The sequence below is a fragment of the Corynebacterium massiliense DSM 45435 genome (assembly GCF_028609805.1).
GTDB lineage: Bacteria > Actinomycetota > Actinomycetes > Mycobacteriales > Mycobacteriaceae > Corynebacterium > Corynebacterium massiliense.
On sequence record NZ_CP063189.1, the window covers coordinates 1 to 19,983 of the forward strand.

Sequence of the window (19,983 nt, forward strand, 5' to 3'; positions counted from 1 at the left end):
ATGTCTGAATTCCAGTCAGCGGTGCATGCCAATTGGCGTGCCGTCGTCGATGATCTTCTCGCGCGCTCGGAGCGCGCCGACTCCGACGTACCTGCCTTCACCCATGCGCAGCGGCTCTACCTGCAGCTTGCGCGGCCCATCATGATGATGGACGGCTACGCGCTCATCGCCGCGCCCGACATGAAGTCGAAGACCATCTTGGAAGACGAGCTGGGCACCCACATCGCTCAGGCACTCACGCGCACCCTCGGCCGGCCGTTTTCCCTCGCCGTCACCGTCGCGCCGCCCGAGCAGGAAGTAGGAGGGGAGCAGGCGGCGAGCCCGCAGGCATCGGCAAGCGCGGCGTCGCCGAACCCGGCTCCGCCCAGCCCGGCACCGAACCCCGCGCCGGAGCAAACCCCGTCCAGTGGCGGCTACGGGGCTGGACCTGCGTATTCCTACAGCACCCCGGCACAACCGCAGGCCGGATGGCAGCCCACCCAAGCGCAGGCGCCGGCGAGCCTCGACGAGTTGGCGGACCAGTTCAACCAGCAGCAAGCCGAGCGGGCAAGCGAATCCCAGGGCTACGGCTCCAGCGCCGGCGCGGGGCCTGCCGATGGCGGCGCGGCCAACCGCATGAACCAGCAGCGCGCGGCGGAGGACCCGCAGCGCAACCAATCGTTGAACCCGAATCACACGTTCGACAGCTTCGTCATCGGCTCGTCGAACCGTTTTGCCAACGGCGCGGCGGTGGCCGTGGCGGAAAATCCCGCGCGCGCCTACAACCCGCTATTCATCTGGGGCGGCTCCGGTCTGGGCAAGACCCACCTTCTGCACGCGGCGGGCAACTACGCGCAGTACCTGCACAAAGGCCTGCGGGTGAAGTACGTGTCGTCGGAGGAATTCACCAACGACTACATCAACTCGCTGCGCGATGACCGCCAGGAATCGTTCAAGCGGCGCTACCGCAACCTGGACATCCTCATGGTCGACGACATCCAGTTCCTGGAGGGCAAGGAGTCGACGCAGGAGGAGTTCTTCCACACCTTCAACGCGTTGCACCAGGCGAACAAGCAGATCATCTTGTCCTCCGACCGGCCGCCGAAGCAGCTGACCACACTGGAGGATCGCCTGCGCACCCGCTTCGAGGGCGGACTTATCACCGACATCCAGCCGCCGGACCTAGAAACGCGCATCGCCATCTTGATGAAGAAGGCGGAGTCCGACGGGACCACGATTGACCGCTCCGTGCTAGAGCTCATCGCCTCGCGCTTTGATTCGTCGATCCGTGAGCTCGAGGGCGCGCTCATCCGCGTGTCCGCCTACTCCTCGCTGGTCAATGAGCCGATCAACATGGAGATGGCCGAGATCGCGCTGCGGGACCTGGCACCAGATTCGTCCAATGTCATCATCACACCGACCACGATCATGGAGGTCACCGCCGATTACTTCGACATCGACGTGGCCACGCTGACCGGCGCCGGGAAGAAGCGCGCGGTGGCGCACGCCCGGCAGTTGGCGATGTATCTGTGCCGCGAGCTCACCGAGCTGTCCCTGCCGAAGATCGGCGATGAGTTCGGCGGAAAAGATCACACGACGGTCATCTACGCGGATCGCAAGATCCGCAAAGAGATGACAGAAAACCGCAACACCTATGACGAGATCCAGACGCTGACACAGCGCATCAAGGCAAGCGGCCGGGCCTAGTCCTCGCCGCCGGGTCTGACGCTCTCCGCCCGCACTCATCCACTGGGTGTGGGCGGTGTCGTCGTTTTCGGGCGCCGCGCACAGTAAAACCGGCAGGTGGCAGGCAGGGAAGGGTTGTCCACAGAAATTTTCACACCTGTGTAATTACACCGTTGTGTTTTCGTCTGATCGATCACAATCTGGGTTTTCACACCCAGTCGCCGCTGGTCAGAGATCTGTGATCACAGATGTGTCATTCCGGTTATCAAACGGGGCTGGCTGTGATCAAATTGGAATTACAAGAATTTATCCACAGACGCGGCGAGTTGATCACAGGCTGATCACACGGATCCGCACAGCCGAGTTTTGTCATTTACCTCGCGGTTTCGCCGCCATCCACAGGATCCACAGCTCCTATTACTACTGCTATCTCTTTAAATCCCGATCTCTAGGAGAAATGGGGATGTGTGTAATTCGTGCGGCCCGGGCGGCGAGTGACAAGACTCCGCGCCCTACCGCTGGCGGCGTGACGGTAGGAGGCATGCGGTAAGTTGGTAGCTGCTTTTGATTTGGAAACCCCGACCCGAGGAGCGGATCTCGCTATGGCCACTGAAGATGTGTCATTCCGCGTCGCGAAGGACGACTTCGAAGGCGCCGTCAGCTGGGTGGCCCGCAGTCTGCCGTCCAAGGTGACGCAGCCGATCCTGCGCGCCATGCTCATCAAGGTCGACGAGGACGGCTTGGAACTCGCCGGCTTCGACTACGAGGTCTCCACGCGCGTGCGGATCCCGGCCGAGATCGAAAACCCGGGCACCATCGCCGTGGCCGGCAAGCTCATCGCGGGCATCGTTGCGGTGCTGCCCAACAAGGACGTCGATGTCCGCGTGGTCGACGGCAGCAAGGTGCTCGTGGTCTGCGGCGCGTCCCGCTTCGAGCTGCCGCTCATCCCGCTCGACGATTACCCGCAGCTGCCCACCCTGCCGGAGCTGACCGGCACCATTGATCCGCAGCTGTTCGTCGAGGCCATCACCCAGGTCGTGGCCGCCGCTGGCAAGGACGACACTTTGCCGATGCTCACCGGCGTGCACATGGAAATCGATGGCTCCGAAATCCAGCTCGCCGCCACCGACCGTTTCCGTCTGGCTATGCGCACAGTTGAGTGGGACCCGGTCGCCGAAGACGTCTCGGCGAAGCTGCTCGTCCCGGCGAAGACGCTGCAGGAAAACGCCCGCACGCTGGACAGCAACCTGAACAACCCGATCGAGATCGCGGTGGGCGCTGGCGACAACATCGGTGCCGACGGCCTCTTCGGCCTCCACGCCGAAAGCCGCGAGACCACCACCCGCATGCTGGACGCTGACTTCCCCAACGTGCACCCGCTTCTGCCGAAGTCGCACACCGCCATCGCCACTGTCGAGATCGCGCCGCTGCAGGAAGCGATCCGCCGCGTCGCGCTGGTCACCGACCGCAACGCGCAGATCCGCATGCAGTTCTCCGAGGGCGAGGTCATCCTGTCTGCCGGCGGATCCGATTCCGGCACCGCCGAAGAGACCCTGCCGTGCGCCTTTACCGGCCGCGACGAGCTGATCATCGCTTTCAACCCGATGTACCTCAAGGACGGGCTGAACGTCGTCCACACCGATCGCGTCATGTTCGGCTTCACCGAGCCGTCGCGTCCGGCCATCATGGTGCCGGAGCCGGACGAGATCCCGGAGGCCGACGAGGACGGCAACTACCCGACGCCGGAGACGGACTTCACCTACCTGCTCATGCCGGTCCGCCTGCCGGGCTAGGCCGGCGCCTTCATTCATGTACCTCAGCGCTGTCGATATCCGTGACTTCCGGTCGTGGCAGACCCTGCGCTTGGAGCTTGAACCGGGGATCACCCTCTTCGTGGGCCGCAACGGCTTTGGCAAGACCAACATCGTCGAGGCCGTCGGCTACACCGCGCACCTGTCGTCGCACCGCGTGTCTAGCGATGCCCCGCTGGTGCGCGCCGGCGCCGCCAACGCCCGGGTCAGCTGCACCGCGGTCAACCAGGGCCGGGAGCTGACCACGCACCTGCTCATCAAGCCGCACGGCGGCAACCAGGCGCAGATCAACCGCACGAAGTTGGCCTCCCCGCGCGAGATCCTCGGCGTGGTCAAAACCGTGCTCTTTTCCCCCGAGGACATTGCGCTCATCCGCGGCGAGCCGGCCGAGCGGCGCCGCTATCTCGACGACATCATCGCCTCGCGCACCCCGCGCCTGGCCGGCGTGAAGGCGGACTACGACAAGGTCCTGCGCCAGCGCAACGCCCTGCTTAAGTCCGCCAACGCGTCCCTGCGCCGCGGCTACGACGACGCCGACGGTGCGGCGGCGCTCAACACCTTGGACGTGTGGGACGGCCAGCTGGCCCAGCTCGGCGCCCAGGTCATCCACGCCCGGCTGGCGCTTGTCGATGCCCTGCGGGAACACATCCCCGCCGCCTACCACGGGCTGGCGCCGGAATCCCGCGAGGCGAGCGTCGAGTACGTCTCCACCGTGGACACCTCAGACCGCGGGGTCTTGGAGGCGGTGATGCTCACTGAATTAGCCAACCAGCGCAGCCGCGAGATCGACCGCGGCATCACCCTGGTCGGCCCGCACCGCGATGATCTGCGGCTCAACCTGGGAGACCAGCCCGCCAAGGGGTTCGCCTCCCACGGCGAGACGTGGTCGTACGCGATCGCGCTGCGACTAGCGGAGTTCCAGCTCCTGCGCGACGAGTCCTCGGATCCCATCCTCATCCTCGACGACGTTTTCGCCGAACTCGACCGCAAGCGCCGCGAGAAGATGGTGCATCTGGCCGCCGACGCGGAACAGGTACTTATCACCGCCGCGGTGGACGAGGACTTGCCCGACAACCTGGTGCCCACGGTGCGCTACAACGTGTCCGTTGCCGAATCCGAGGACGGACACGGGAGGGTATCGGAGATTGAGAAAGTCGGGGCCTGAGTATGTCTGGAGACGGTGAGCACGAGGACATCGTCAAGAACGCGTTCGATACGGCCCGGGCGCTGTCGCACAACCCGCCGAAGCTGCCCCGGAAACGGCGCCGGCGCAAAGGTCTGCGGCAGGCGGTGGAAGACAGCACGCCGCAGAAGGAGCCACAGTCGCGGCGCCAGGCGGCGAAGGACGCGCAGATGCTGCGCCTGCGCGCGGCCGGCGGAAAGTCGCGGACCGCGAAACCCTCGGGCCCAGACGGGCGGGCGGTGCGGCGTAGCTATGAGATCCCCAGCATCGGCCAGGCGTTGGGGCGCGCGGTCCGCGAGCGCGGCTGGCAGGAAGACCTGGCGCACGGCTGGATCATGGGGCACTGGGACATGCTTATCGGCGAGCTCAACGCGCAGCACTGCCAGCCGGTGAAGATCGACGACCAGATAGTCTATGTGGCCTGCGATAACTCCAACTGGGCCACGCAGTTGCGGCTAATGCAGCGCCAGATTCTCCAGCGCATCGCCGACCGCGTCGGCCCGGACGTGGTGGTGGAGTTGCGCATCCAGGGGCCGAAGCAGCGGCGGAACTTCGAGGGCAAGCAGTTCATCAAGCCACGCGGCTCGCAGGACACCTATGGCTAGCGCTAGGTGGAGGGGGTCACGGTGTAAGGTTATGTAGGTCTATAAAGCACGCACCGTTTTTAAATTGCCAAAGGAGTGCATGATTCCGTGGCTACCCAACCGGATTATGATGCAGGGTCAATCACGATCCTCGAGGGCCTGGAGGCGGTTCGTAAGCGCCCCGGTATGTACATCGGCTCGACGGGACCGAGGGGCCTGCACCACCTGATCTGGGAGGTCGTGGACAACTCCGTCGACGAGGCCATGGCGGGGTACGCCGACAAGGTCAGCGTGCGGCTGCTCAAAGACGGCGGCGTCGAGGTCGTGGACAACGGCCGCGGCATTCCGGTATCCATGCACGCCACGGGCGCGCCGACCGTCCAGGTGGTTATGACCCAGCTGCACGCCGGCGGCAAGTTCGACTCCGACTCGTATGCCGTCTCCGGCGGTCTGCACGGCGTGGGCATTTCCGTGGTCAACGCGCTGTCCACCCGCGTGGAAGCCGAGATCAAGCGCGACGGCAAGAAGTGGTACCAGAACTTCGACCACGCCATCCCGGACGACCTAGTCGAGGGCGGCAACACCCGCGGCACCGGCACCACCATCCGTTTTTGGCCGGACGCGGAGATCTTCGAGACGGTCGAGTTCGACTTCGACACCATCTCGCGCCGCCTGCAGGAGATGGCCTTCCTGAACAAGGGTCTGACCATCGAGCTTGTCGATGAACGCGTCACCGTCGAGGAAGCCCGCCTCGAGGCGATTGCGGAATCCGGGGACAAGGCCGACTCCTTCGACGACGATGCCGAAGACATCGACGAAAAGGACCTCAAGCGCGAGGTCAGCTTCCACTACCCGGAAGGCCTGGTCGACTACGTCAAGTACCTGAACCGCTCCAAGTCGGCCATCCACCCGACCATCGTGTCCTTCGACGCCAAGGGCGACGAGCACGAGGTCGAGGTTGCCCTGCAGTGGAACCAGGACTACAAGCAGTCGGTCCATACCTTCGTCAACACGATCAACACGCACGAGGGCGGCACCCACGAGGAAGGTTTCCGTTCCGCGCTGACCAGCTTGATGAACCGCTACGCCAAGGAACACAAGCTGGTCAAGGAGAAGGACGGCAACCTGACTGGCGATGACTGCCGCGAAGGCCTCGCCGCCGTCATTTCCGTCAAGGTCGCTGACCCGCAGTTCGAGGGCCAGACCAAGACGAAGCTGGGCAACTCCGAGATCAAGGGTTTTGTCCAGCGTGCGGTCAACGAGCACATCTCCGACTGGTTCGACGCCAACCCGGCGGAGGCCAAGGCGATTGTGAACAAGGCCGTTGCCTCCTCCCAGGCCCGCGTGGCTGCGCGCCGCGCCCGCGACATGGTGCGCCGCAAGTCCGCGACCGATTTGGGCGGCCTGCCCGGCAAGCTCGCCGATTGCCGCTCCAAGGACCCGGCCAAGTCCGAGCTCTACATCGTGGAGGGTGACTCCGCGGGCGGTTCCGCCAAGGGCGGCCGCGAGTCCATGTACCAGGCCATCCTGCCGTTGCGCGGCAAGATCCTGAACGTGGAGAAGGCCCGCATGGACAAGGTGTTGAAGAACAACGAGGTCCAGGCGATCATCACCGCGCTGGGCACGGGCATCCACGACGAGTTCGACATCTCCAAGCTGCGCTACCACAAGATCGTGCTTATGGCCGATGCCGACGTGGATGGCCAGCACATCGCCACGCTGCTGTTGACCCTCCTGTTCCGCTTCATGCCGCAGCTGGTGGAGGAAGGCCACGTCTACCTGGCCAACCCGCCGCTGTACAAGCTGAAGTGGAAGAAGGGCGAGCCCGGCTACGCCTTCTCCGACGCGGACCGTGACAAGCAGCTGGAGGAAGGCCTCAACGAGGGCCGCAAGATCAACACCGACGACGGTATCCAGCGCTACAAGGGTCTGGGCGAGATGAACGCCACCGAGCTGTGGGAGACCACCCTCGACCCGGAGACCCGCATTCTGCGCCGCGTCGACTTAGAGGACGCCCAGCGTGCCGATGAGCTGTTTTCCATCCTCATGGGCGACGACGTCACCGCTCGCCGGTCGTTTATCACCCGCCGCGCGAAGGATGTGCGCTTCCTCGACGTGTAAGAGAAGCCACAGCTTCCGCTACAACCGGGAAAAGATCACTGCCGATCTTCTCCCGGTTTTTCTTAACCTTTCCTTTCGATTCAAGTTCTGTTCATCCGGAACTCTTACGTTTCTTCTGTGACAGAACAACAATTTGACGCCGTGAAGATTGGGTCGTCCGTCGACTTGGAGGGCATCGCCCGCGAATTCGACGACGGCACCGGCCTGCACGAGACCACCGCGCACATCCGCCCCGGTGAGTTCGTCGCGGTGCTCGGCCCCTCTGGCTGCGGCAAGTCCACCTTGCTGCGCTGCATCGCCGGCCTAGAAACCCCCGACCGCGGACGCATTCTTTTCGATGACGAGCCCGTCTTCGACCGCGCCGCCCGCGTGAACCTCTCGCCGAACAAGCGTGGCTTGTCGATGGTCTTCCAAGACCTCGCCCTCTGGCCGCACATGACGGTCGAGCAGAACATCGCGTTCCCCCTGACTACGGGTGCGCAGAAGATCCCGTCTGGTGAACGTGCCGAGCTGGTGGAGTCGGCGATGGAGAAGGTCGGCATCGCCAGTAAAGCGAAGCGCCGCCCAGCGGAATTGTCCGGCGGCCAGCAGCAGCGCGTGGCCATCGCCCGCGCCATCGTCTCCCGCCCGCGCGTGGTGCTCATGGACGAGCCGCTGTCGGCTCTCGATGCGGCGCTGCGCATCCAGGTCCGCGACGAGATTTCCGCGCTGGTTCGGGACATCGGCGTCACCGCTATCTATGTCACCCATGACCAGTCGGAGGCGCTCGCCATGGCCGACCGCGTCATGGTCTTAAACGCCGGGGAAATCCGCCAGTTCGACTCGCCAGTGGAGACCTACCTGCACCCGGCCGACGAGTTCGTGGCGGGGTTTGTCGGGCACATGAACCTCGACGGTCGCGGCGGTGCGTGGCGGCCGGAGGAGGTCACGGTCGCTAGTGGCGATGGTGACCTCGGCTATCTCGGCCGGGTCGCTACCAGCAGCTACGTCGGCGGCCACTACGAAATCCGCGCCGATCTCGTCGACGCCCCAGACGGCGCGAACCAGTGGCTGGTTCATAGCCCGCGCCCGCTAGAAGTAGGCGAGACCATCCGCCTCCAAGTAACCAGAAAGGGACAACAATGACCGTATCCGTTAAGAAACTCACCGCCCTGGCGTGCTCCGGCATGCTGCTTACCGCGTGTGGCTCCGTCGACGACGCGGAGACCGGCGCCTCAGACCAGAAGGTCGAGGAGTGGCAGGCGCCCGAAGGCCTGACCGGCGAGATCTCGTACTACTCCGCCAACCCGCAGGGGCTGACCGATGAGCTGGTCGAGGCCTTCGAGGACAAGACCGACGTCACCGTGAACACCTACGCTGACACCACCGGCAAGATCACCGCCCGCATCAAGGCCGAGGAGGCCAACCCGCAGGCGGACCTGGTGTACCTGGCATCGTGGAGCGCTGCGTCCAAGCAGGCCGAGTCTGGGGCGCTGGAGGAGTACACGCCCGAAGGCGCCGACAAGGTCCACGAGGGCTGGGTCTCTGACAAGGGGGATTTCACCGGCCGCGACGGCTCCGCCCTGGCGTTGGTGACCAACACGGACAAGATCGACAAGGCGCCGAAGGACTGGGAGGACCTCACCTCCGAGGAGTACAAGGACCAGATCATCATGCCGGACCCGCGCGAGTCTGGGACCGCAGCGGACCTCATCACGGCGATGGTCTCCAAGTTCGGCGAGGACAAGACCTGGGAGCTGTTCGACAAGCTCTTTGACAACGGCATGACCGTCCAGGGCGCCAACGGCCCGGCGCTCGATGCCGTGACCTCCGGCTCCAAGGGCATCGTCTTCGGCGGCGTGGACTACTCCGCCTACTCCGCGAAGGAGAAGGGGGAGCCCATCGACGTCATCATCCCATCGTCAGGCACCACCGTCACCCCGCGCCCGCTGATGATCATGAAGTCCTCCGACAACAAAGAGGCCGCCGAGGCGTTCGCGGACTTCATGTTCTCCCCGGAAGGCCAGCAGATTTCGGCCAAGAACAAGATGATTCCGGGCCGCGAGGATACCAAGCCGCAGAACGGCCCGGCCTACGACGAGATCAAGCAGCTCGAGGATGACTGGGACTCCATCGACGACAAGTCCAAGGACATCCGCGACAAGTTCGTTGACCGCTACCTGAAGTAAGTCCCGCATGGCACGCACCGCACTGAAACCGCGGCCGATCTCGTATCCGCTGCTTATCCTGCTCCTTATCCTCGTCGCCGCGCCGCTGCTTATCGTCTTGGTCACCGCGGTGACCGGCTACCGCGAGGAACCGTCGGCCTTAGGGAGCCTCGCCGACCCGGAGATGCTCACCGTCTTGGGCAACACGATTGTCCTGTCGGCGCTAGTGGTCCTATTTGCCACGCTCATGGCCGCACCCTTGGCTGTGCTTATGAGCTGGACCCGCATGGGTCGGCACACGTGGGTGGACGTCGTGGTCATGATCCCGTTTATGACCCCGCCGTTTGCCGCATCGATGGCGTGGATGGACTTCACCCGGGGTGGCGGTGTGGCAGAGCAGATTTTGGGACAAGCCGCGGGCGGCGGTGCCCACGCGTTTATCTACTCGGTGTTCGGCATGGCCTTCATCATGGCCTGCGAACTCTTCCCGTTCCTCTACCTCATCCTGCGCAATGCCTTCGACGGGGTCTCGGCGTCGCTTATTGAGTCCGCGCGGGTCATGGGTGCTTCCTGGGGTGCTATCGCTGGGCGCATCATCGCCCCGGTCGTGGCGGGGCCATACTCGTTGGGCGCGCTCATCGTCTTCATCAAGGCGGCTGGGGAGTTTGGAACGCCAGTGACCTTGGGTAACGCCATCGGCTTCCCAGTCTTGGTCTCTGCCATCCACCAGAACGTCACAGTGGACCCGGTGAGCTTTTCGCAGGCGGCGGCATCGTCAAGCGTGCTCTTCGGGCTAGGCGTCACCGTCTGGGCGGTGCAGCAGTGGGCCGCGCGTAACGATGTCACCTCCGGTGGCCGCGCCACCCGCCGCGTGCGCCTCGCCCTGACCTCTGTCTGGGCGGGCGTCGCGTGGGTCTATGCGGCGGTGGTTTTCGCCGCCTCGGTGGTCATCCCGTACATCTCCATCATCCTGGGCGCGATGACCATCCTGCGCTCCAAGCTGCCGACACCGAACAACCTCACGTTCGACTACTTCGGCATCGTGCTGGCCAAACGCAGCGCCCGGGAGGCCCTGCTGAACTCGGCGATGCTGGGCTTTATTGGCGCGACGCTGGCCGTCATCGTCGCGGTGGCGGTGGCACTCGCCGCGTACCGGCGGCGGGACCCAGTGAGCAAGACCAACGACTTCCTGGCCGTTGGTCCGGACACGGTGCCCGGCATCGTCATGGCGGTCGGGCTCATCCTGTTGTGGAACGCGCCGTGGCTTCCGGTGACCCCGTACGGGTCGCGGTGGATCCTCGTTGTCGGTTACGCCGCGATTTTCCTGCCGATGGCCGTGCAAAACGTCAAGACATCCCTCGCGTCGTTGTCCCCGACCTACATCGAGGCGGCCCGGGTCGCGGGAGCATCCAGTCTTGCCACCTTCGCACGGGTTATCCTCCCGCAGCTTTTGCCGGGCATCGCCGCAGGCTGGTTGCTCGCATTCTTGGTGGGCATCCGCGAGCTAGTTCTCGTCTCGCTCATCCGTCCGCCGAAGCTACAGCTGCTGTCGCCCTGGATCATGAACCAGTTCGAGCAGGGCCACCGCGCCGAGGCCATGGCCATGACGCTTATCGGCGTGGTCAGTTCGACGGTCATCCTGACTGTGGTCACGGTGCTCCAGCGTCGTCGCGACCACGGCCGGGGCCGGACAGATCGAGGTGTCAGAGGTGCCGAAGAAACTGCCCCTGACGCCGCGTCCACCGCAACTGCGGCTTAAGGAGCCAACGCAATGACAGAACTGGCTATCTTCGGGGACTTCCATTTAGGCGCGGACTTTTGTCCGGGGGCTGACTGGTTGCTCGGTGAATTGCAGGACGCGTGCCCGGATGTCGTGGTTTTCACCGGCGATTTGGTGGACATGCATGCGGGCACGCCGGAGGACATCGGTACTGGTGCTGCCCTCTGTCGCGCTATCACCCGAGACCTAGGTCTGCCTTTGGTGATGGTCTGGGGAAACCATGATGCGGCGTTGGGGTTGCATTCGAGGTTTCCGCAGATCCCGGGGGTGTATCGGCCTGGATCGTTGGATCGTGTGGAGACTCTTCGTGTGCCTGGGATCCCTGTCGCGTTTCATGCCATCAACACGGCCGCTCGTCTAGACGAGAGATCTGTTATCGAAATGTTTCCGCATCCGGATCGGGATGCGGATATTGTCAACGTCGGTGTTGTGCACACGAGTCTTTCTGGCCAGTGGTCGCGGAAGCCGTGTTTGCCGGTCTCTCTTGGTGAGTTGGTGGCTGTCGGTTATGACGCGTGGGCTTTGGGTCATGTGCATGCCCCGCCAGCGGAGCTTGGTGGTTCCGCGTCGCAGTTGATCGCTTGGCCCGGTGTCGGCGAGCTTGTGCGCTGGCGTTTGTAATTCGACCTTTGGGAGGCACATATGCCCGACCTCGCCCCACCCCGCGCCGACCTCTTCGACAGCTGGCACGCAGCCTGGGCTGAAGACGATTACTTCGGCCACGGCATGAGTTTGCACCTCGCTGAAGACCTGGACCTGACTGACCGCACTGACTTCGCCACGTGGGTCGACCGCCTCAACGCGGAGGAACACACGCCGAAGCCTGGGTTTGTCACCGCGACCAATCGTTGGGCCGTGCTTGACGATGCCTATCTAGGCGCCATCCAACTCCGGCATTCCCTAGGTACCGAATTTCTTCGGACTAGGGGTGGGAACGTGGGTTATACGGTCCGGGCATCAGAGCGCGGTAAGGGACTGGCGTCGTGGATGTTGCGCTCAGTGCTTCCGCTGGCCGCGGATCGAGGCATGGACCAACTCCTCCTGACCGTCCGTCGGTGGAACGAGGGATCGGCACGGGTCATCGCCAAATGCGGTGGGGTGGAAGAACCCACGGATCAGGGATTAACTCTTGGCCCAGTGTCTGCCTGATTGTTGAGTGTGTATCCCGTCGTTGTACTGCGGTGGTCCGCCGTCAGGTGGGTACCAGCATGGGTGGCCGTCGGGGTCTTTTCCTATCCGCCCGTTTCTAGGCGGGTTGTTCGGGTCGTCATCGTTCCTGGCGTTATGCGGCCCGCACAGTGCCACCAAGTTGTTGAGGTTGGTGGCACCGCCGTGTTGCCAGGCGTTGATGTGGTGGGCTTTGGCGTAGATGGCTTTCCGCCTACACCCCGGCCAGGCGCATTCGCCTTGGTCGATGGCCAACATCGTTCGTTGCTTGTCGTTGGCGAAGCGTTTCAGCCGGTGCAGGTTGACCGGCTGGGCGTTCTTGTCGTAGATCATCGCCCACCCGAACCGGCCGAGCTGGCTATTCAGGTAGGACTGGGCGTCGATGATCGTGCCATCCGTGGCCACTAATTCCCCGTTGCCGTTGCCGACGAGGTCTTCGGCTTTGATCAGAAACGTCGGCTCGGGTGTCTTCTCTTGGTCGGTCTTCGGGGAGGCTTTTCCTTGCAGCAGTGCCCACATGGCGTTGCCCATGGCGATGTCTTCGGCAACGGTGCCGCGCTTGGCGGTCATGCGCCGGATCTTCTTTTCCAGCTTGGCCATCTCGACTGCCGGCAGTTTAAACACGGCCGTGCGTCTGCCGGTGGCGTCGATGTCGCGGCCGATAACCAGGCTGCGTACGGGCTTTGTTCCGGTCTTCTGGTTGAGTTCGCGCACACGGTTGCGGGCGTATTCGCGCAGCTGGTCGATGGTCAGCTCGTGGCGTTCGGCGAGTTCGAGGCGTAGTTGCCAGCGGGTGATGTCTGCGTCGCGGTGAAGTTGGCGGGCGGCTTTGTGGATGACCTGCAGGCGGGTGATGGGGAACTCGGCGGCGTGCTCCAACACCTCTGCCCGCACCTTTGGCTCCGAACAGGGCCCGAACAGGCTTTGGCCGATCGCGGTATAGGACCGGACGGTGGCAGCATCAAGGCCCGCGGCGGCGTCAAGGCCGTGTCGGTAGGCCAGCTCGGCTATGGCGAAGCCGCACGTGGCTAGGCGGGCGAGTAAGTCTGCTGCTTTGTTCACGCCCTTGAGCTAAAACCACCGCGCAACCTGGCGCAAGAACTCAAACACTCGGCCTGTGGATAACCCCGCCGCGAAAGGAGAATTCCACAGAAATCAACCTTTAACCGCGCCACAGCGCCCCACAAGTGGCGCCAGACCACAAAGTACGGTAGTGCGCCCGCTATCCCTCCACCAGACTGCGATAGATTTCCGCGCAGACATCGGCGAACTCGTCATTCCGCGCACTCAACGGCTTCACCGCCCGTATCACCTGACTAAGCGCCTCCGTCGCCGCGCCGGACGAGCCATGGACCGCAATCCCGTCTATCCGCGCACCACAGGCCGCCGCAGCAGCATTCAACGCCCAGTATCGCGTCACCCGAACGCCGGGAAAGTAACGGCAAAACGTCCGCGCGACGTCCAGAAGCTGTTCCGCAGTCATGGCCGCGCCCGCCGGATATCGGCCTCCAGACGGGCGCGTTCCGGAATGATGTCACGGGCGAGTTCTTGGACGCGGGCATCGGCAAGCGTGCGCGCGGCGGCAGACGTTATGGAACGCACAACGGCTTCGTGCTTGGAAGTGCCCCAGGCCGAGGCCAACACAGTCAGCGCGTGGTCTTGCTCAGGGGTCAGTCGCAGGGTCATGGCCATGGACAAGACCCTACTCGGTATTACGGTGATACCAATTTACGCCCACACACCGCCCAGACGGCCCGTGAGCGCCGCGTAGGCGGTAAAATCCGACGCTATGAGCGAAAACGATAACGGTAACGGCGATCTGTTCGATCGCATTCTCCCGATCGACATCAACGAGGAGATGGAGTCGAGCTACATCGACTACGCGATGTCGGTCATCGTGGGGCGTGCGCTGCCGGACGTGCGCGACGGTCTGAAGCCGGTGCACCGCCGCATTCTGTACGCAATGTTCGACAACGGCTACCGGCCGGAGCGTTCGTACGTGAAGTCGGCCAAGCCGGTGGCGGACACCATGGGCCACTACCACCCGCACGGTGACTTGGCCATCTACGACACCTTGGTGCGCATGGCCCAGTCTTGGTCGATGCGCTACCCGCTTGTCGATGGCCAGGGTAACTTCGGCTCACCCGGCAACGACGGCCCGGCCGCCATGCGTTACACGGAGTCGAAGATGACCCCGCTGGCCATGGAGATGGTCCGCGACATCCGCGAGGACACCGTGGACTTCGTGCCCAACTACGACGGCAAGACCACCGAGCCGTCCGTGCTGCCCTCGCGCGTGCCGAACCTGCTGATGAACGGCTCCGGCGGCATCGCGGTGGGCATGGCTACCAACATCCCGCCGCACAACCTGGGTGAGCTCGCCGAGGCCATCTACTGGCTTTTGGACAACCCGGACGCGGGCGAGGAAGACGCGCTCAAGGCCGTTATGGAGCGGGTGAAGGGCCCCGATTTCCCGACGGCCGGGCAGATCGTCGGCGACAAGGGCATTCACGATGCCTACACCACCGGCCGCGGCTCCATTCGCATGCGCGGCGTGACCTCCATCGAAGAGTCCGGCTCCCGCCAGACCATCGTCATCACCGAGCTGCCGTACCAGGTCAACCCGGATAACCTCATCACCTCGATTGCGGAGCAGGTTGCCAGCGGCAAGATTCCGGGCATCTCCAAGATCGAGGACGAGACCTCCAACCGCATCGGCATGCGCATCGTCGTCACCCTGAAGCGCGACGCCGTCGGCCGCGTGGTGCTCAATAACCTGTTCAAGCACTCGCAGCTGGAGACCTCGTTCGGTGCGAACATGCTCTCCATCGTCGACGGGGTGCCGCGCACGCTGCGCCTCGACCAGATGCTGCGCCTGTACGTCGATCACCAGATCGAGGTCATCGTTCGGCGCACCCAGTACCGCCTCAACGAGGCGGAAAAGCGCGCCCACATCCTGCGCGGCTTGGTCAAGGCGCTGGACATGCTCGACGAGGTCATCGCGCTCATCCGCCGCAGCCCGACCGTGGAGGACGCCCGCGAGGGACTCATCGAGCTGCTCGACATCGACCAAGAGCAGGCCGACGCCATCCTGGCCATGCAGCTGCGCCGCCTCGCCGCCCTGGAGCGCCAGAAGATCGTCGACGAGCTGGCCGAAATCGAACGCGAAATCGCCGACTTGAAGGACATCCTGGACCGCGAGGAGCGCCAGCGCCAGATCGTCCACGACGAGCTCAAGGAGATCGTGGACAAACACGGCGACGAGCGCCGCACCGAGATCGTCCCGGCCACCGGCGATGTGACGGACGAAGACCTCATCGCACGCGAAAACGTCGTGGTCACCATCACCTCCACCGGCTACGCCAAGCGCACCAAGGTCGACTCCTATAAGGCGCAAAAGCGCGGCGGCAAGGGCGTGCGCGGCGCGGAGCTCAAGCAGGACGACGTGGTCAAGAACTTCTTCATCTGCTCGACGCACGACTGGATTTTGTTCTTCACCAACTTCGGCCGCGTCTACCGCCTCAAGGCCTACGAGCTGCCGGAGGCGGGCCGCGCCGCCCGTGGCCAGCACGTGGCCAACCTCCTGGAGTTCCAGCCGGAGGAGAAGATCGCCCAGATCATCCAGATCCAGACCTACGAAGACGCGCCGTACCTGGTGCTGGCCACCAAGAACGGCCGCGTGAAGAAGTCGCGCCTGACCGACTACGAGTCGGCCCGGTCCGCCGGTCTTATCGCCATCAACCTCAACGAGGGCGACGCGCTCATCGGCGCCAGCCTGGTCGGGGAGGGCGACGACATCCTGCTCACCTCCGAGCAGGGCCAGGCCATCCGCTTTACTGCCGATGACGAGCAGCTGCGCCCGATGGGCCGCGCCACCGCCGGTGTGAAGGGCATGCGCTTCCGCGGCGACGATCAGCTGTTGTCCATGGACGTGGTCCGCGACGGCCAGTTCCTGCTGGTGGCCACCTCTGGCGGCTACGGCAAGCGCACCGCCATCGAGGAGTACTCGCCGCAGGGCCGCGGCGGTCTGGGTGTGATGACGTTCAAGTACACCCCGAAGCGCGGCAAGCTCATCGGCGCCATCGCCGTGGACGAGGACGACGAGATCTTCGCCATCACGTCTGCCGGCGGCGTTATTCGCACCGAGGTCAACCAGATTCGGCCATCGTCACGCGCCACGATGGGCGTGCGCCTGGTCAACCTTGCGGACAACGTGGAACTGCTCGCCATCGACCGCAACGTGGAAAACGACGGTGAGGAAGAGGCCCAGGCGGTGGCCAAGGGCGAAAAGACCGTGGAAGATGTGCAGCAGGAGCAGCTCGAGGACAAGGAGTAGCGCATGGCACGACGCGAAGTGGAAATCAAACATATCCGGCCCACCTCGGCCTTCCGCATGGGCTTGGCGATGTCCGTCGTCGGCCTCGTCGCCTGGCTCCTCGCCGTCACCCTGCTGTACCTCGGCATGCAGGTCGCCGGCGTATGGGAGTCGCTCAACAACCTCATCGGTGACGTGGGCGGCACCCAGCTGGTCAGCTACGGCGTGGTCATCTCCATCGCGGCCCTCTTGGGCGCCGTGACGGCGATCCTGTGCACCATCCTCGCGCCGCTCATTGCGGTGGTGTACAACGCGTGCGTGAACCTCTTTGGCGGCCTTTCCGTCCAGATGGAAGACGCGTGAAAACACACCGTGCGCTGCTGATTTGGTAGATGCGGCGCACGGTATGTAAAGTTCATATTCGTTCCGCACACGGGCCTATAGCTCAGTCGGTTAGAGCGCATCGCTGATAACGATGAGGTCGCTGGTTCGATTCCAGCTAGGCCCACCACGGAACGAAAATGGGGCATTAGCTCAATTGGTAGAGCATCTGCTTTGCAAGCAGAAGGTCAGGAGTTCGATTCTCCTATGCTCCACAGTCAGGGACCGTCCCGCCACTCACAGGCGGGGCGGTTCTTTTTCGTGTGTCACCAAGGTCCTCGTCGCCACCGGCGCGGGTTAAGGGTCAAAATGTGTGTCTGGCTCGGCGTGTCGCGGGGGTTAGATTTGGCCTTTTTGAATGCCGATTGAGTGGGTGTAGTCGGTGTCGATAGCGTTGTCGTAGAGGGCTGGGCGTCCTGTTTCGTGGTCGGCTTGGTTCTCGGTTTGGGTCAGGGTGGATACTTTGGCGAGTTGGCCCTGGCCCCAGTCGGACTGCCTGGCGATTCGTACTGGATCGTCAGGCAGTTCCGTTTTTAAGTAGAGCCACCAATCCAGCATGCGGCGTTGTCGTTCGCCTGATCTGCCGCGGTGGGTTCTGGCGAGCAGTTTGAGCTGGGCGTTGATGCCGCCTTCTAAGCTGTTGGTGGTGGATTTGATCCGCTCGGGCGCAAGGACTCCTGCTGGCGGGTTGAGGTAGACAAACAGCATCTCGGACCGCCAAAGATGGTTGAGGCTGTTGTAGGCCTTGCGCACGTTGTGAAGTGTCCCAGGTTTTGTTCCGTTTAAGTAGATGGGAAAATCTGGAATATGCCAAGAAAATTTGACCAGGATGCAAAGGACCGTGTGGTCCGTCTCGTGGAAGATCGCATCTTGGCAGAAAATATGTCGATGCAAGCCGCGTGCCAGGCAGTAGCTCCAAAGCTGGGGGTTTCATGGCATACGGCCCGTCAATGGACTCAACAGGCCCGTCGTGCGGGAAACATCCCAGAACCTGTGCCTGAAGATTTGGCCGCGGAAAACGCGAGGCTGCGTCGTGAAAATCAAGAGCTACGCGACACTAATGAGCTGCTGAAGGCCGCTTCAGCTTTTTTCGCGTCGGAACTCGACCCAAAACGTCGGAAATGATCCGGTTCATCGATGAATTCCGGGGTCGTTTCTCTGTCGAGTTCATCTGTAAGACGTTGAAGAATAACCGGGCTGGTGGGTTTATCACCTCGCGTGGCTATCGCCAGTCCAAGGCCCGTGGGTTAAGTGCTCGTCGCCTTCGTGATGCTGTGCTGGTCGAACGCATTAGAACTGTTCATCGGGATAATTACGGTGTCTACGGTGTACGGAAAATGTGGCATGCTCTCCGCCGTGACGGAATTGATATCGGTCGTGAACAAACTGCCCGTTTAATGCGCTTGGCCGGTGTTTCTGGCAAAGGCAAAGGCAGATCACCTCTCACAACCCGTAAGCCTAACGTGCCTGATCTGCGCCCAGACTTGGTCGAGCGTGAGTTCAAAGCCCCCGGCCCGAACAAACTGTGGGTGGCTGACATTACGTATGTGCGCACGAAGAAAGGCTTTGTGTATGCCGCGTTTGTCACCGACGTTTACTCCCGACGGATCGTTGGGTGGGCGTTATCAGACTCCATGCGCACCGAAGCGTTGCCGCTGCAAGCTCTTAATCAGGCGATCGTGTGTGCTGAGGAAACAACAGGTCTCATTCACCATTCGGATCACGGCTCGCAGTACGTCAGCGTGGTCTACAACGAGCGCCTTGCCCAGCACGGGATTGCCGCTTCCACCGGAACTGTCGGGGATTCTTATGACAATGCTCTGGCTGAAAACGTTAACGGCTCCTACAAGAACGAGCTGATCCATACTCGCAGGTGGGATGATGTTGTCGAGGTAGAAATCGCGACGTTCGAGTGGGTGTCATGGTGGAACGAGATGAGGCTTCACCAAAGCTTGGGATACCGAACCCCAGTCGAAGTGGAAACCGATTTTTGGAAGCAGAACCCGCCGCAAGAAATAATAGAAATCAAGGCAAATGCCTAGGAACAAAACTCGGGGCACTTCATTGTGGTGGGTCCACACGCGGGTCCATGCACCTGTTTTGGGGTCTTTGATCATGGTTTTCTCGTTCATCCATTCCCGGTAGATCGTTGAAAACTCGTGCAGTTGCACACCCCACGCGGCGGCTTCATCCAGTGTGGTGATCCGGGTCAGTTTCAGCGCAAGTCGGTAGATGGTGCGCCCGGCATCGGTGCGTGGGTTGGTGGTGGTGTAGCGGCGGACCACGCGTTGGGCGTGGACGAGGCAGCGTTGAATTTTCGTAGTCGGCCAGCACTTTTTGATTGCGCTGTATGCGCCTTGGCCGCCGTCGATGACGGCGATGAGTGGGGCTTCGATGCGTTCAAGCAGCAGTTGGTAGTCGCGGGTGGTTTCGTGTTTGCACCAGTGCCAGGCGATCACGTGGTCGATGGTCGCCGCGACGATCAGGCAGCCACCGGCGGTGTAGGTGCCATCGAGAAATACCTGGTCGTAGATCCGCTTGTGGTGGCCGGCGGTGGGGTCAGGCACATCAACGAGCCAGCACCACTTGAAGCGCCGCTTCATGGTGGCGCGGCTAACACCGTTTCGTTTGGCTAGGTCGTCGAGTGATATTGCGGTGGTGCAATGCTCGATGAACTGGGTGAACACTGCCGCGTTGGTGATGTCGTTTCGACGTTTGACGCTGGAGGCGCCGCATTGTTTGCAGCGCCATCTGGTGGTGCCTTTGCTGGTGGTGCCGTTGCGTTTCATTTCACCGCCGCAGTGGCAGCGTGGTTGGTTCTTCGACATT

16 protein-coding genes, 2 tRNA genes and 2 pseudogenes are annotated in these 19,983 nt (G+C 63.0%); 15 read left to right on the plus strand and 5 right to left on the minus strand.

The genetic code is table 11. From position 1 onward, the window contains the following. From dnaA to CMASS_RS00050, 10 genes are all read left to right on the plus strand, one after another. Positions 1-1,686 (plus strand): chromosomal replication initiator protein DnaA, encoded by a 1,686-nt coding sequence (gene dnaA / locus CMASS_RS00005; RefSeq protein ID WP_022863366.1) that lies wholly within the window; start codon positions 1-3, stop codon positions 1,684-1,686. Positions 1,687-2,267: 581 nt separating this feature from the next. Then, a complete protein-coding gene (gene dnaN, locus CMASS_RS00010) occupies positions 2,268-3,458 on the plus strand; it encodes a DNA polymerase III subunit beta (RefSeq protein WP_022863367.1) in 1,191 nt (396 codons plus the stop codon). 16 nt (positions 3,459-3,474) lie between these two features. Beyond that, entirely contained in the window at positions 3,475-4,641 is a 1,167-nt protein-coding gene (gene recF, locus CMASS_RS00015) for a DNA replication/repair protein RecF (protein ID WP_022863368.1), read from the plus strand. 2 nt (positions 4,642-4,643) lie between these two features. Next, positions 4,644-5,264 (plus strand): DciA family protein, encoded by a 621-nt coding sequence (locus CMASS_RS00020; RefSeq protein ID WP_022863369.1) that lies wholly within the window; start codon positions 4,644-4,646, stop codon positions 5,262-5,264. An 87-nt stretch (positions 5,265-5,351) separates the two neighbouring features. Next, the gene (gene gyrB / locus CMASS_RS00025) at positions 5,352-7,364 is read left to right on the plus strand and encodes a DNA topoisomerase (ATP-hydrolyzing) subunit B (protein WP_027018744.1); all 2,013 of its coding nucleotides are present in this window, start codon (positions 5,352-5,354) and stop codon (positions 7,362-7,364) included. 117 nt (positions 7,365-7,481) lie between these two features. Next, positions 7,482-8,489 carry an ABC transporter ATP-binding protein gene (locus tag CMASS_RS00030; RefSeq protein ID WP_273665903.1) on the plus strand — a complete coding sequence of 336 codons (1,008 nt, stop codon included), beginning with the start codon at positions 7,482-7,484 and terminating at the stop codon, positions 8,487-8,489. After that, positions 8,486-9,532 carry an ABC transporter substrate-binding protein gene (locus CMASS_RS00035; protein ID WP_022863372.1) on the plus strand — a complete coding sequence of 349 codons (1,047 nt, stop codon included), beginning with the start codon at positions 8,486-8,488 and terminating at the stop codon, positions 9,530-9,532. The genes CMASS_RS00030 and CMASS_RS00035 overlap by 4 nt, the downstream gene beginning before the upstream one ends. A 7-nt stretch (positions 9,533-9,539) precedes the next feature. After that, positions 9,540-11,270: an ABC transporter permease gene (locus tag CMASS_RS00040; RefSeq protein WP_022863373.1), complete on the plus strand. Its 1,731-nt coding sequence runs from the start codon at positions 9,540-9,542 to the stop codon at positions 11,268-11,270. 12 nt (positions 11,271-11,282) lie between these two features. After that, complete coding sequence (locus CMASS_RS00045) at positions 11,283-11,912, plus strand: metallophosphoesterase family protein (RefSeq protein ID WP_022863374.1); 630 nt, start codon at positions 11,283-11,285, stop codon at positions 11,910-11,912. 21 nt (positions 11,913-11,933) lie between these two features. Continuing rightward, complete coding sequence (locus CMASS_RS00050; protein ID WP_022863375.1) at positions 11,934-12,440, plus strand: GNAT family N-acetyltransferase; 507 nt, start codon at positions 11,934-11,936, stop codon at positions 12,438-12,440. On the opposite strand, the gene CMASS_RS00055 is transcribed toward CMASS_RS00050, so the two are convergent. The 3 genes from CMASS_RS00055 to CMASS_RS00065 all read right to left on the minus strand — a co-directional run bounded on the left by CMASS_RS00055 (position 12,414) and on the right by CMASS_RS00065 (position 14,150). Beyond that, positions 12,414-13,520, minus strand: coding sequence for an HNH endonuclease signature motif containing protein (locus CMASS_RS00055; protein ID WP_022863376.1), 1,107 nt, complete (start codon positions 13,518-13,520; stop codon positions 12,414-12,416). The two genes, CMASS_RS00050 and CMASS_RS00055, sit on opposite strands and share 27 nt — an antisense overlap. 160 nt (positions 13,521-13,680) lie before the next feature. After that, positions 13,681-13,941 carry a hypothetical protein gene (locus CMASS_RS00060; RefSeq protein WP_022863377.1) on the minus strand — a complete coding sequence of 87 codons (261 nt, stop codon included), beginning with the start codon at positions 13,939-13,941 and terminating at the stop codon, positions 13,681-13,683. Continuing rightward, a complete protein-coding gene (locus tag CMASS_RS00065) occupies positions 13,938-14,150 on the minus strand; it encodes a hypothetical protein (protein ID WP_022863378.1) in 213 nt (70 codons plus the stop codon). The genes CMASS_RS00060 and CMASS_RS00065 overlap by 4 nt, the downstream gene beginning before the upstream one ends. Positions 14,151-14,247: 97 nt before the next feature. Between CMASS_RS00065 and gyrA the strand changes: the two genes are divergently transcribed. The 4 genes from gyrA to CMASS_RS00085 all read left to right on the plus strand — a co-directional run bounded on the left by gyrA (position 14,248) and on the right by CMASS_RS00085 (position 17,369). Continuing rightward, positions 14,248-16,794 carry a DNA gyrase subunit A gene (gene gyrA, locus CMASS_RS00070; RefSeq protein ID WP_022863379.1) on the plus strand — a complete coding sequence of 849 codons (2,547 nt, stop codon included), beginning with the start codon at positions 14,248-14,250 and terminating at the stop codon, positions 16,792-16,794. 3 nt (positions 16,795-16,797) lie between these two features. Then, positions 16,798-17,136 (plus strand): DUF3566 domain-containing protein, encoded by a 339-nt coding sequence (locus CMASS_RS00075; RefSeq protein WP_022863380.1) that lies wholly within the window; start codon positions 16,798-16,800, stop codon positions 17,134-17,136. A gap of 71 nt (positions 17,137-17,207) precedes the next feature. After that, positions 17,208-17,284, plus strand: a tRNA-Ile gene (locus CMASS_RS00080). A gap of 12 nt (positions 17,285-17,296) precedes the next feature. Continuing rightward, positions 17,297-17,369 (plus strand) — tRNA-Ala (locus tag CMASS_RS00085). A 124-nt stretch (positions 17,370-17,493) separates the two neighbouring features. On the opposite strand, the pseudogene CMASS_RS00090 reads toward CMASS_RS00085, so the two are convergent. Next, a pseudogene (locus tag CMASS_RS00090) lies at positions 17,494-17,919 on the minus strand (IS1249 family transposase); the annotation flags it as partial. Between the two features lie 42 nt (positions 17,920-17,961). Here CMASS_RS00090 and CMASS_RS00095 point away from each other — a divergent pair. Further along, positions 17,962-19,196 (plus strand): IS3 family transposase gene (locus CMASS_RS00095; protein WP_273665894.1). Its coding sequence is split into 2 segments (ribosomal slippage): positions 17,962-18,250 and positions 18,250-19,196, totalling 1,236 coding nucleotides; the frame shifts between segments, so codons are not numbered across the junction. A 21-nt stretch (positions 19,197-19,217) separates the two neighbouring features. Here CMASS_RS00095 and CMASS_RS00100 read toward each other — a convergent pair. After that, a pseudogene (locus CMASS_RS00100) lies at positions 19,218-19,982 on the minus strand (IS256-like element IS1249 family transposase); the annotation flags it as partial. Position 19,983: the final 1 nt, after the last annotated feature.

Coding starts and splice junctions, on each gene's coding strand:
- dnaA (WP_022863366.1), top strand. CDS start 1: ATGTCTGAATTCCAGTCAGCGGTGCATGCCAATTGGCGTGCCGTCGTC.
- dnaN (WP_022863367.1), top strand. CDS start 2,268: ATGGCCACTGAAGATGTGTCATTCCGCGTCGCGAAGGACGACTTCGAA.
- recF (WP_022863368.1), top strand. CDS start 3,475: ATGTACCTCAGCGCTGTCGATATCCGTGACTTCCGGTCGTGGCAGACC.
- CMASS_RS00020 (WP_022863369.1), top strand. CDS start 4,644: ATGTCTGGAGACGGTGAGCACGAGGACATCGTCAAGAACGCGTTCGAT.
- CMASS_RS00035 (WP_022863372.1), top strand. CDS start 8,486: ATGACCGTATCCGTTAAGAAACTCACCGCCCTGGCGTGCTCCGGCATG.
- CMASS_RS00040 (WP_022863373.1), top strand. CDS start 9,540: ATGGCACGCACCGCACTGAAACCGCGGCCGATCTCGTATCCGCTGCTT.
- CMASS_RS00045 (WP_022863374.1), top strand. CDS start 11,283: ATGACAGAACTGGCTATCTTCGGGGACTTCCATTTAGGCGCGGACTTT.
- CMASS_RS00050 (WP_022863375.1), top strand. CDS start 11,934: ATGCCCGACCTCGCCCCACCCCGCGCCGACCTCTTCGACAGCTGGCAC.
- CMASS_RS00060 (WP_022863377.1), bottom strand. CDS start 13,941: ATGACTGCGGAACAGCTTCTGGACGTCGCGCGGACGTTTTGCCGTTAC.
- CMASS_RS00065 (WP_022863378.1), bottom strand. CDS start 14,150: ATGGCCATGACCCTGCGACTGACCCCTGAGCAAGACCACGCGCTGACT.
- gyrA (WP_022863379.1), top strand. CDS start 14,248: ATGAGCGAAAACGATAACGGTAACGGCGATCTGTTCGATCGCATTCTC.
- CMASS_RS00075 (WP_022863380.1), top strand. CDS start 16,798: ATGGCACGACGCGAAGTGGAAATCAAACATATCCGGCCCACCTCGGCC.